The sequence below is a fragment of the Tenacibaculum sp. DPLXC6 genome (assembly GCF_056815515.1).
In genome coordinates, this window is sequence record NZ_CP141806.1 from 1,914,363 (window position 1) to 1,925,948 (window position 11,586).

Here is an 11,586-nt window from a genome sequence, read left to right on the forward strand (position 1 = left end):
GGTTAGTCTTCTACTAATGCTTTATTTCTTGTACGTTGTACCCAAATAATAATACCTACAACGATTAATGCCATTGGTGATAATAACATAAACCCGTTGTTTTCATATCCTAAAGCATACAATCCTGTTTTTTCGATAGGATCTCCTAATACTTTAAATCCTAATAAAGTACCTGAACCGAATAACTCTCTAAAGAAACCTACAATAATTAAGATTACTGCATATCCTAAAGCATTTCCTATTCCATCTAAAAACGATCTCCATGGTCCATTACCTAAAGCAAATGCTTCAAAACGTCCCATAATAATACAGTTGGTAATAATTAACCCAATAAATACCGATAAGGTTTTACTTAAATCGTACGCAAATGCTTTTAGCACTTGGTCTACAATAATTACTAATGTAGCTACTACGATTAACTGTACAATAATTCTAATTTTTGATGGAATAATATTTCTCATTAACGAGATTACTACATTCCCTACTCCTAATACAAATAATACCGATATAGACATTACAATAGAAGCTTTTAACTCTGCTGTAATTGCTAATGCAGAACAAATACCTAATACCTGAATTGTAATTGGGTTATTATCTGCTAATGGATCAGTAATTAATGCTGCGTCTTTTTTTGATAAAAGTCCCATATTTATTTTAATGTTTTAAAGTAAGGTACGTATAAACCTAATTCAGATTTAATCATTGCAGCTACTCCGTCACCAGTTATAGTTGCTCCTGCAATTGCATCTACCTCGTTATCATTTTTATCTTCATTCTTTGGATCGTTATTAGATTTAGAAACTGCAATTCCTTTAAAAGAACCGTTGTTCATTAAATCTTCTCCAATAAAATCGTCCATAAAGTAACGTTGCTTAATGTTAGCTCCTAAACCTGGTGTTTCTCCTTTATGATCGAAGAAAACTCCTTGAACTACCATATTTTTATCCATTGCAACATATCCCCAAATAGCATCCCAAAGACCTTTACCTCTAATTGGAGCGATATAAAAAGTTTTACCTTCTTTTTCACCTACAAATAATGGTAGTTTTCTTGTTTTACCTTCTTTAGCTGCTGTTTGTTGCTTTTTAACATCAATTAAATACGCTTTAGCATCTTCAGAAACGTTATCCCCTTCAATTACTAATTGTTTTTTAATGTATTTAGCAAACTCTTCTGCTACTTTATCTTTTGAAACAAACTCTACACTTGTTTCATCATTCTCGTTAACACCCATTGCATACAAAATATTTTGCTGCTTCTCGATACGTTTATTAGCATCGATTGTTGGGCGAAGTGATGACGCTGTAAAAGCTAACAACGCACCTACTACTAACACCATTCCTATGGCGAAAAGTACCGTATATAAATTACTATCTGTCTTCTTACTCATAATTAGGCAGTTTTAGCTTTTAAACGTTTTAATCTTCTCTTAACATTACCTTGAACTACGTAATGATCAATTGTTGGAGCAAATACGTTCATTAATAAAATTGCTAACATTACTCCTTCTGGGTATGCTGGGTTGAATACACGAATCATAATTGAAATAAATCCAATTAAGAATCCATAAATCCACTTCCCTTTGTTAGTTTGTGATGCTGTTACTGGGTCAGTTGCCATGTATACCGCACCAAATGCAAAACCTCCAATTAATAAATGTTTCCAAAAATCTAAACTCATTAATCCGTAAAACTTACTTGTTTCACCAATCCATCCCATATCAACTACTTGGTTAAAGATGAATCCCATTACTAAAGCTCCGATAACTGCAGATAACATAATTCTCCAGCTTCCAATCTTTGTAAAGATTAGGAATAAAGCTCCTAATAAAATTAATAATGTTGAAGTTTCTCCTACAGAACCTGGAATAAATCCAAAGAACATATCAGAAACTGAATAGTTTAATGGTTGCGACTGTGCTAAACTTCCTAAGATAGTTTCTCCTGATATAGCATCAGCTGTTCCTGCAGCTTCAACAGCTCCTTGAACCCATACTTTATCTCCAGACATCCATGTTGGATATGCGAAGAATAAGAATGCACGAATTGTTAAGGCTGGGTTTAAGATATTCATCCCAGTTCCTCCAAATACTTCTTTACCAATTACAACACCGAAAGCTACTGCTACTGCTAGCATCCATAATGGTAAATCTACAGGTACAATTAACGGAACTAACATTCCTGTTACTAAGTACCCTTCTTCTATCTCATGCCCTTTGATTATACAGAAAATAAATTCTATTGCTAAACCAACAACATACGATACAATTACTAATGGTAATATTTTAACTAAACCGATTAGTAAGTTATCCATATTCCAAAATTCTCCAGAAAAGAAACCAGTTGCGTTTGAAACGGCTTCTATTTGAAGATTATGCTGATATCCTGCATTAAACATACCGAATATTAAACATGGAACTAATGCCATGATTACTGTATTCATTGTACGTTTAAGATCATCTGCCGACTTAATGTGAGTTCCTCCATGAGTAGTCTCATTCGGCATATATAAGAATGTATGAAAACCATTAAATAGCGGAGCTATTTTAGTTCCTTCATACTTCTTTTTTAAATTATGTAAGTTTTGTTTTAAGCCCATATCTTATCCTAATTCTTCTCTCATTAAATCTAATCCTTCACGAATTATTTTTTGGTGAGGTTGTTTCGACACACAAATAAATTCTGTTAACGCAAAATCTTCTGGTGCAATTTCGTAAGCTCCTAATCCTTCCATTTCGTCAAGATCTTTATACATACAAGCTTTTAATAATTGCATCGGATAGATATCTAACGGGAAAATTTCTTCATAAGAACCTGTTACTACAAATGCTCTATGCTCTCCGTTAGTATTCGTATCTAAGTCATATTTTTTCTTTGGGTTTAACCAAGAAAAAGTTAATGCTCTAGAAGTAGATATTTTATTAAAAACTGGCTTATTCCAACCAAATAACTCATAGTCATCTCCTTCTGGAATAGCTGTAATTAAGTTATCGTAGTATCCTAAGAAACCATCTTCTTTAACTTCTAAACCACTTAAAACATTTCCACTAATTATACGAGCATTATTGGCATCTAAATTTCCTTTAACAACATCAGCAATTTGCGCTCCTGCTTTTGCAGTTACGTACTGTGGTTTGTTAAATTTAGATCCTGCTAATGCAATCGTACGAGTAATATTAAACCTTCCAGTTAATAATAACTCTCCTATTACTACTAAGTCTTGAGGTGTAACTACCCACACAACTTCTCCTTTATTAATTGGGTCAATTTGTGCTATTTGAGTACTTACATTTCCTACTGGGTGTGGTCCTGAAACTTTATGCAACTCAACTCCTTTTACATCTTTAAATGGTGATAGTGTTGAGTTTTTAGCTACAGAAACATGTACTTTACCAGCTGTTAATTTTGTTAACGCAGTTAAAGCTGTTTGTAATTCTGCTTCTTTGCCTTTTAACGCATAATCATAATCAGCTGCTAAAGGTGCACTTGCATAGGCTGATACAAAAATTGCTTTTGGTGCTTGATTAGGATTTGCAACCACGTCATACGGACGTTGTTTTACAAACGGCCAACAACCTGAAGCAAACAAGTGGTTTTTCACCTCTTCTCCAGACATTGCGTCTACATCTTTTTTACCAAAATCTTTGTATTCCTGCTGTGCATCAGCAGTGATTTTAATTGCTAAAACTTTTCTTCGTGCTCCACGAACGATTTCTGTAACTTTACCACTAACAGGGCTAGAAAATAAAATACGTTCATCACTTTTTGAATAAAAAAGTGCTTCACCTGCTTTTACTTCTGTACCTTCTTTTGCTAAAATTTTAGGAATAACGCCGTGAAAATCATCTGGCTTTACTGCAAACACACTACCTGATTGAAGTTCGGTAGTTACCTGTTCTGCCTCGCCAATTAGCTTGATATCCAAGCCTTTCTTAATACGGATGTCTTTTGACATAGGAACTGATTAATTTGATTTTCTTAAAAAACACGCAAATTTAAAAATTTTGAATCCCTTTGCAGAACAAAAACATTTTTATCTTTACGAAACCTTATTATTTATATTTATTCTAAATAAAAACCTTGTCTTTGGCTTATATTTTGATACTTTTGTTACATCATGATGAAAAAAGAACTATCCTTAATTGCCTTTTTATTAGTTATTTCGAGCTTTGCTCAAAACATAAAAACTGTACAATTGCGACCTAAGAATAACCCAAATTTTTATGCTCCAATTGTACGTTTAGGTGATGTTTTAAAATTGTCTTTTGACGATTTAGATGCTGACAGCAAACAGTATCAATATAAAATAGAACACATGACCCATGACTGGAAACCTAGCTCAATGACGAGCAATCAATATATTGAGGGGTTTGAACAAAATGAAATTATCAATTTCACTAATTCTTTTAACACACTTCAACCTTACACACACTACTCTGTCGAAGTTCCAAATCAAAATACCATTATTACTAAAAGTGGCAATTATTTAATTTCTATTATTGATGAAAACTACGAGGTCGTTTTTACTAGGCGTTGCGTATTCTATGAAGAAATTACCACTGTTGGTGTTGCCGCTTTTAGAAGTAGAAATGCAGCAACAACCAACGAGCAACAAACAGTTCAATTTTCTGTTAACCACCCTGGTTTACAGATAAACACTCCATCTCAAGAAATCAATGTAACATTGTTTCAAAACCATAATTGGAATACAGCTATTACTAATCTTCAACCTATTTTTATAAAACCTCAGCAACTGCTTTATAATCATACTGTAAGAACTAATTTTTGGGGAGGAAACGAATTTTTAAATTTTGATACAAAATTCATAAGAAACTCCAGTTTAAATGTTGCTAGAGTAGAACGTAAAAACCTATATCATAGCTACCTTTACACAGACGAACCTCGTAATGACAAAATATATACATATAACCCCGATATCAATGGACAGTTTGTTGTAAGAACCACAGAACGTGATGTCGTTGACAATAGAGATAATACCGAAGCCGATTACTCTTTAGTTCATTTTTCTTTAGAAGCTTTTGAGCCTTACGAAAACAAAGAGGTTTTTATTTATGGAGCTTTTAATAATTACGAGTTATCTGAAGAGAATAAAATGACTTACGACTCTTCTCAGAAAATCTACAAAGCTACATTACCCTTTAAACAAGGCTTCTATAACTATAGCTACGCTACTTTAGACAATAACAAAAATATTGACCTACATGAAGTTGACGGTTCTTTTTACCAAACCGAAAACGAGTACACTGTGATTGTTTACTACAAACCTTTTGGTGAAATTTATGACAGGGTAATTGGTGTAGGTTATGGATTTTTTAACCAAAATAGGTAAGGTATCTTTAGAAACATTGACTAAAAACTGAAAAAGAACTATCTTTATCATATGTTTCAACAAGTAACAAAAGGCATCAAGATCTCTGTAAAAACATCTTTTAGAGGCTCTGTTTACAGAGGGCATCGACAATACTATGCTTTCAGTTACTATATTTCTATAGAAAACAAATCAAAAGACACTGTAAAACTCTTGGAACGTTTTTGGGTTATTTTTGACGCTCTTAATGGCACTGAATATGTAGAAGGCGAAGGAGTTGTTGGCGAAACTCCAACCTTAAAACCTAACGATATTTACAATTATAGATCTAATTGTTTTTTACTTTCTACCACTGGTGCTATGGGAGGCAATTACAAAATGATTAATGTAAAAACACTAGAAGAGTTTTTAGTAACTATTCCAACTTTTCAATTAACCACTACTGCTATTTTAAACTAATGATTAAAAAAAACAAAGTTCCAGTTGTAAGAGATGCTAACTGTTTAAACTGCGGACACCCTTTTACTAACAATGAAAAGTTTTGTCCTGAATGTGGACAAAAAAATAGAGGCAAAAAAATTACCTTAGGCATTTTTCTTCGCGAACTTTTTGCTGGTTTTTTCTCTTTAGACACTAAGTTTTGGAGAACGCTAATTCCATTATTAATAAGTCCAGGGAAAGTTTCTAAAGATTATATAGAAGGAAAAAGAACTAAATACACCAATCCATTTCGGTTTTATTTAGCTACTTCTATTATTTTCTTTTTAATTATAAGTATAACCGATAGCTATAAAAAATTTGAGGAATTAAGAATCGGTAAATCTTCAAGTAGTAATTCTCAAATTAAATTAAACAATGATAATAGCGATGCTATTGAAGTAGATCTTGACTCGATTCAAGATGTAGTTTTCAAGCAACTTGAAAACCAAGACTCCCTTGAAGCAAAAAAGACACAGCCTAAACCTGATTCCACATCAGTTTCATATAATTCTGAACAAGAACTAGCCAAAGCTGACTCTAACGATTCTTTCAGAATCGTAAAATTTATGAAATTTCAAAAAGCACACCCTAAAGTTCCTATTGAAGCTGCTTTAGACAGCTTAAAAGCAGAAAAAAACTTTAGCAACCGTTTTTGGTACTCACGTGCAAAAGTTTTTAACTCAGTTTTTTTAGATAAAGATGAAGCAAAAAAGTTTTTCCGCCAAGTACTATCCTATGCTTCTATCGCACTATTTATACTATTACCTTTATTTACTTTGTTCTTAAAGTTTATTTACATTAGAAGAAAGTATACATATGTAGAACATCTTGTTTTTGTATTTCATGTACAAACCGTACTCTTTCTGCTGTTTTCTATTTTTTATATAATAGATTTCTTCAAGCATTCAGACAGTTTTCTACTTGTTTTCTTACTACTCTTTATGATTTATTTATTCATAGCCATGAAAAGGTTTTACAGTCAAGGGTATTTTAAAACATTTATGAAATACATACTAGCCAATACTATGTTTTTTATATTAGCTATGTTTGGCTCTATTGCTATATCGTTTGCTGCTTTTGCCTTTTATTAATCTAGCATTTGCAAGAAGACGTTTTTAGAAGTGTTTTTTAACTCTACAGTTGCATCTAATTGATTGTTATTAGTTACTGACAACTGTATTGTTTTTACCTTATCTAGGTATTTATTTTTTAAAGAGTAAATACCTCTGTCTTTTTCTTGATAATTAGCCACATTAAACAAGAAGTAAAACTTATTGTTTCCATCGATATTTTTGGTAGGCTTTTGATTTTTTTCAGATGTAAATTTCAAGCCATTTCCTTTACAAAAACTGTAAGTAGTAAACAAAGGCATCAATGTTAATAGATCCTCATTCTCAACTCTCTTAATCACTTCTTTTTCTTTCAAGTAATCACAAAGATCGTTTCCTTGCAACTCAAAAGTAACCTTAGGTGTTATCGTTTTTTGAATATCCTTTTTTTCTACCTTATTAAAATCATCATCATATTCATAAGTTACGATGGTATCTGATTTTTCTATAAAAGAAGTAAGATTACCCTCTACTACTCCGTCCCATTTATTAGTAACTGAGTCTAATGACAATGTTGTGAGTTTTTTAAACTTTTTCTTTAGGTTTTCGTCTAATTTATCAGCTATTAGTTCAGTATTTAGCTTTCCTGACACACTCAGTATTGAACCAGCTACTGATGTCGCTTTAAATGGCTCAAAAAAGTTATTTTCTTCACTCAACTCACCTTTGACTCTTAAACTACTTCCATCTATAACAAACTCAAAAAAGTCTCCTTGCAAAGTACCAATAGCCACTGGCTGTTTACTATTCTTTATTTGTTTAAAAATTAAATCGTTTTCAGAAAAGTAATTTTCTTGATTTAATTTAGATAATAACTCAGGTGATATTTGTGCTTTTTTATGTTTTTTCAATAACACTTGCAAAGAGTTATTTTGCAGTACACAACTTATTATTCCTTTGCTATAAACTGTAGTATTACTAACATTTTTTGCAGTAAAATTCTCTTCTTTTAAAGCTTCTATAATTTTCTCCTTAACAACTATTGGGCTACTAATAAAAAAGTCTTTAAACTCTTGTTTATTGGTATAGAAAAATAAACTATTAGGCACTTCTATTTCATCTAATAATGTTGCTTTCTTTTCCTCTTCTTTTGAAGCTGAAGATTCCTTAAAGTCTAACTGAGAAAGTGGATGCTTTAAAAAGCTAAGAACTATGTTGTATTCTATTTCTCGAAGATTAATATAGACTACTGTTTCAGCTGATTCTGGAACTTTTTTTGTATAAGTTACGGTTGGATTATATCTAAAAAACCCAACCGTAACTATAATACAGCATACTATTATGAGTATATATGCTATTCTTTTTATCATTTAGCTTACTTCGCTACTGCATTGATAAACTCTAACAATAACTTTAATGTGTTTTCTTCAGTTCCTTGAGTAGAAATTTTTAACTCTGAAGAAATTGTATTCCCTCTCATTCTAGACACTCTAAACACTCCGTCATTTAAGTTATCTGTTGAAAAACGCATTGCTTCTTTTTCTGATTTACTCATCCACTTATTAGGAATCTTATTTAAAACCGCATTAACATCAACAAAAAACACTGTTGAATTATCTCTAACTAATTTACTATGTTTTTTTGTATTGAAATTGTTATTTCCTCTTGCAATACTTAACGCATTAGCTTCTGAGGTTGTTAAATACAGTACATCGTTTTTAACTACTGAATATAAATTGAATGGTATGTCAGATTTTTTAGTTTTAAACTTTACAACGTTGTTTTCAATTTCAACAGCTTTATGTTTTTCTCCTAATTTGAAAAACTTATTCAATAAATCTTCTTCTTTTGAGCCAATCATTAACGTAAAATCAGGAACAAATTCCTCTTTAGTTTTTGTTACTTCTTTACGCTTATAGTCTTCATCATACTTGTAAGTAGTATACTCTACTTCTTTTTTAGAAAAATCGTTTAACACTAAAAGAGCATCACCTGTAATTAGTCTTCCAATAGCTTCTTCATCTATAACTAAAGAAAATAAATCTCCTACAATTTCCATTTCTTCTTGAAACTTAGGTAAAATACCTCCGTACATCTTGTTCAATAATTCTGGATATTGTTTTAATGTTTCTTCAGTATCAATAGAAATACTCCAAAATGCTAATGCTTTATCATGATCAAAGCTATTTACTAGATCGCGACTCATTCTTTTATTATAAATCTTTTTAAAAGATTTCTTCATATCAGGACTAACTGACATATCTAGTAAAATTCTTGCATCGCTTTTATCAAAAAATAAATTAGCAGTTACTTCTTCAACTCCATAAATATTTTGATCTCCTACATCTGCATATAAAGGGTACAAAGAACTACCAAAAGATTTAAATAAATCTGTCATTAACATACCATAGTTACGAACCCAAAGTGTTGCTGATGCATTTTTCTTTTTACTCTTTTGAAACTTAGTATTAGAAGCAATAGAACTGATAACATTCTTATTAAATAAGTCCAGTACATACTTTTTTGTCCAACCCTTACCTATTCTTTTTCTAAATGAATAAGTGAACTCCTTCTCTTCTCTTAGTTTATCTAAACGCTCTTTATGAGTTGAGAAATAACCTCTAGAAACATCTCCATTCACTAACAAAAGATAATCATCATTCCAAATTCTAATATCGCTACGTCCTTCAATAATGTTGTAGCCTTCCATTCTTCTTATCTTCTTTTTATTTCGTTTACTTAACATTGACTCAAACAATTCTCTATCTTTCAACTCAACGTAAAAGTTATGATATGAAATACTATCAGTTTTACTGAAAAAATAATAAGCGTTTGATTTAATGTCTATACCTGCGTTAGCTACTGAAGACACTTTTTTTCTTTCTTCTATTTCTTTTGAATCTTCTTTCTTTTCATCAGACTCTGACTCAACTACAGATTCTACTCTGTAAGTTTTATTACTTCTATTTAAGTCTTTTAAAATCTCTTTTCCAATAGCGCTTTTATCTATATCTGATACTTTTATTAACTTAAATAAGTTTTCTGCGTTTGCAGAAACTAACACATCTACATTGTTAGGTATTTTAGACTCTAATCGCTGAGCCTGTATAGCTGTATATGTGTTTAATAACAGTAGTGTAGCAATAATTTTTTTCATTCTAAATTTAATTCTCTAATTGTATTTTATTTTTGATTGTTTGCTTGTTTGCTATAATGTCTTGTGCTTGTAAATGCAACATAATAGCTTTTTTGCTTTTTGATATTCTTGCTTGATTATTCTCTGTAGTTTTTATTGGTGTTTCAAACCTATAAACACTTGTATAAGTTGCTGTTTCAAACACCTTACGGTCTTGGTTTTTTGTTTTTCTAAACTCTTTTCCTAAATCGAAATGATGACTACGTGTAAATGTTTTACTTTTTTCATTAAATGTAAAATGTTTATTCTTTTTGATAGCTTCTATGTGTTTCTTTGAGCTAAAATTAGCTATTACTTCATTTAAAGCTTCCACATTATCAAAATCACACGAAACTGTAACAATAAACTCATTAAAATCTAATGTGTTTTTTACATTATGAACTCCTTTTGTTCCTTTAATTTTAGAAACTATTTCTTGTACTTTTTTTCTTATGGTTACTTTTGAAGGTACTTTGTAGCCATTTATACTATCAAGTAGCATTATAGAAGCTAGCTTTGTTTTACTTTTACTTAAGTTAATAGTAAGTACAGCACTTCCAGAACCATCTTTATTAAAAGTTACCTCTTCAACAAACTCAAAACAACTTGTAAATAAGAAAATAGAAATTACGGAAAATAGGAGTAATAATCTTTTATTCATAAAAACTTTTTTGCAAAGATATTAAATAGCTTTTATTACAAGCGAATGATTTCTTCCTCTATTTTGTTAATATTTGAATGTAAATCGTAGTAACTCATGGTAAGTTCTTCTTCATTTTTCATTACAGATGTTACACTTACTGTTTCTACATTTTGACGCTTCATCTTTAATGACACTTCTTTACTTCCTCTAGTTTCATCTTGGTGAAAGTTAATGACTTTTGATTGTTCGAAATCTTTATTATCCGATAACCAATCAGCAAACCAATCTCTTCTCAACTGCTTCATTTCATCAGTATAGAGTGTAGATGACGACCAAATTTTAGGCGTTTTATCTAGCTCTTGAAAATGTTTTCCTTTTACATCCCAAACCAACTCGTATGCTTTTAACTCTGTAGTCCAATCGACCAGAACTATAGTAAAAGGCTCTATCCCCTCAAAATCAAAATGATTGATTATTTCAACAGGATTATCAACTTTTAATAATTGTTTTACAATAACTCCTCTACTCATTTTATACGACTCTGCTCTTTGATGTTTTGTAAATCCACCATTCAACAGACAAATCAATCTATTTTTTTCACTTAAACCTATCCAAGTTCCTCCTGCTAACTCATCTTTAGGATACGTTAACTTCACTCCTTCTTCAACATACGTTTTTGGAGAAATAGTTTTTCGCTTCGGATCTTCATCTCTGTTAGAAGTTAATATAAAATCATTATTCCCTAAAGGTAAATAAGTTACCGTACACATTTTGTTTTAGTTTTATATAATTCCAGCCTTATGTCCATTTAAATATTCCTAAAATAACCGTAACTTTGTCATTTAAGAAAGTTCATTATTGGACTTTTTCAATAACAAAGAAAGAAATTTAATTCAACAAACAACATACAA

Annotated in this window: 11 protein-coding genes; 3 read left to right on the forward strand and 8 right to left on the reverse strand. The window is 31.0% G+C overall.

Features of this window, described 5'->3' with window-relative positions; translation table 11 throughout:
* Positions 1 to 2: 2 nt before the first annotated feature.
* Genes VCM48_RS08595 through VCM48_RS08610 form a run of 4 tightly spaced genes read right to left on the reverse strand, consistent with a single transcriptional unit; the run spans position 3 to position 3,954 of the window.
* Positions 3 to 647, reverse strand: coding sequence for an NADH:ubiquinone reductase (Na(+)-transporting) subunit D (locus tag VCM48_RS08595; RefSeq protein ID WP_099215191.1), 645 nt, complete (start codon positions 645 to 647; stop codon positions 3 to 5).
* Between the two features lie 2 nt (positions 648 to 649).
* Positions 650 to 1,390: a Na(+)-translocating NADH-quinone reductase subunit C gene (locus VCM48_RS08600; RefSeq protein ID WP_440120117.1), complete on the reverse strand. Its 741-nt coding sequence runs from the start codon at positions 1,388 to 1,390 to the stop codon at positions 650 to 652.
* A gap of 2 nt (positions 1,391 to 1,392) precedes the next feature.
* Positions 1,393 to 2,598, reverse strand: coding sequence for an NADH:ubiquinone reductase (Na(+)-transporting) subunit B (locus VCM48_RS08605; RefSeq protein WP_274638608.1), 1,206 nt, complete (start codon positions 2,596 to 2,598; stop codon positions 1,393 to 1,395).
* A gap of 3 nt (positions 2,599 to 2,601) precedes the next feature.
* Positions 2,602 to 3,954, reverse strand: coding sequence for a Na(+)-translocating NADH-quinone reductase subunit A (locus VCM48_RS08610; RefSeq protein ID WP_482270244.1), 1,353 nt, complete (start codon positions 3,952 to 3,954; stop codon positions 2,602 to 2,604).
* Positions 3,955 to 4,116: 162 nt separating this feature from the next.
* Between VCM48_RS08610 and VCM48_RS08615 the strand changes: the two genes are divergently transcribed.
* Genes VCM48_RS08615 through VCM48_RS08625 form a run of 3 tightly spaced genes read left to right on the forward strand, consistent with a single transcriptional unit; the run spans position 4,117 to position 6,899 of the window.
* Entirely contained in the window at positions 4,117 to 5,349 is a 1,233-nt protein-coding gene (locus tag VCM48_RS08615) for a type IX secretion system plug protein (protein WP_482270245.1), read from the forward strand.
* A gap of 51 nt (positions 5,350 to 5,400) precedes the next feature.
* A complete protein-coding gene (gene apaG, locus VCM48_RS08620) occupies positions 5,401 to 5,787 on the forward strand; it encodes a Co2+/Mg2+ efflux protein ApaG (protein WP_274638611.1) in 387 nt (128 codons plus the stop codon).
* Positions 5,787 to 6,899, forward strand: coding sequence for a DUF3667 domain-containing protein (locus VCM48_RS08625; RefSeq protein ID WP_482270246.1), 1,113 nt, complete (start codon positions 5,787 to 5,789; stop codon positions 6,897 to 6,899). The genes apaG and VCM48_RS08625 overlap by 1 nt, the downstream gene beginning before the upstream one ends.
* On the opposite strand, the gene VCM48_RS08630 is transcribed toward VCM48_RS08625, so the two are convergent.
* Genes VCM48_RS08630 through VCM48_RS08645 form a run of 4 tightly spaced genes read right to left on the reverse strand, consistent with a single transcriptional unit; the run spans position 6,896 to position 11,445 of the window.
* Complete coding sequence (locus tag VCM48_RS08630) at positions 6,896 to 8,227, reverse strand: hypothetical protein (protein ID WP_482270247.1); 1,332 nt, start codon at positions 8,225 to 8,227, stop codon at positions 6,896 to 6,898. The two genes, VCM48_RS08625 and VCM48_RS08630, sit on opposite strands and share 4 nt — an antisense overlap.
* A gap of 5 nt (positions 8,228 to 8,232) precedes the next feature.
* Positions 8,233 to 10,014: a hypothetical protein gene (locus VCM48_RS08635; RefSeq protein ID WP_482270248.1), complete on the reverse strand. Its 1,782-nt coding sequence runs from the start codon at positions 10,012 to 10,014 to the stop codon at positions 8,233 to 8,235.
* Between the two features lie 7 nt (positions 10,015 to 10,021).
* Entirely contained in the window at positions 10,022 to 10,693 is a 672-nt protein-coding gene (locus VCM48_RS08640) for a hypothetical protein (RefSeq protein ID WP_274638615.1), read from the reverse strand.
* 35 nt (positions 10,694 to 10,728) lie between these two features.
* Positions 10,729 to 11,445 (reverse strand): NRDE family protein, encoded by a 717-nt coding sequence (locus VCM48_RS08645; protein ID WP_482270249.1) that lies wholly within the window; start codon positions 11,443 to 11,445, stop codon positions 10,729 to 10,731.
* Positions 11,446 to 11,586 lie beyond the last annotated feature (141 nt).

What these genes read in the sequence shown, in the direction of transcription:
- VCM48_RS08595 (WP_099215191.1), bottom strand. Translation starts at nt 647, where the DNA reads ATGGGACTTTTATCAAAAAAAGACGCAGCATTAATTACTGATCCATTA.
- VCM48_RS08600 (WP_440120117.1), bottom strand. Translation starts at nt 1,390, where the DNA reads ATGAGTAAGAAGACAGATAGTAATTTATATACGGTACTTTTCGCCATA.
- VCM48_RS08605 (WP_274638608.1), bottom strand. Translation starts at nt 2,598, where the DNA reads ATGGGCTTAAAACAAAACTTACATAATTTAAAAAAGAAGTATGAAGGA.
- VCM48_RS08610 (WP_482270244.1), bottom strand. Translation starts at nt 3,954, where the DNA reads ATGTCAAAAGACATCCGTATTAAGAAAGGCTTGGATATCAAGCTAATT.
- VCM48_RS08615 (WP_482270245.1), top strand. Translation starts at nt 4,117, where the DNA reads ATGATGAAAAAAGAACTATCCTTAATTGCCTTTTTATTAGTTATTTCG.
- apaG (WP_274638611.1), top strand. Translation starts at nt 5,401, where the DNA reads ATGTTTCAACAAGTAACAAAAGGCATCAAGATCTCTGTAAAAACATCT.
- VCM48_RS08625 (WP_482270246.1), top strand. Translation starts at nt 5,787, where the DNA reads ATGATTAAAAAAAACAAAGTTCCAGTTGTAAGAGATGCTAACTGTTTA.
- VCM48_RS08630 (WP_482270247.1), bottom strand. Translation starts at nt 8,227, where the DNA reads ATGATAAAAAGAATAGCATATATACTCATAATAGTATGCTGTATTATA.
- VCM48_RS08635 (WP_482270248.1), bottom strand. Translation starts at nt 10,014, where the DNA reads ATGAAAAAAATTATTGCTACACTACTGTTATTAAACACATATACAGCT.
- VCM48_RS08640 (WP_274638615.1), bottom strand. Translation starts at nt 10,693, where the DNA reads ATGAATAAAAGATTATTACTCCTATTTTCCGTAATTTCTATTTTCTTA.
- VCM48_RS08645 (WP_482270249.1), bottom strand. Translation starts at nt 11,445, where the DNA reads ATGTGTACGGTAACTTATTTACCTTTAGGGAATAATGATTTTATATTA.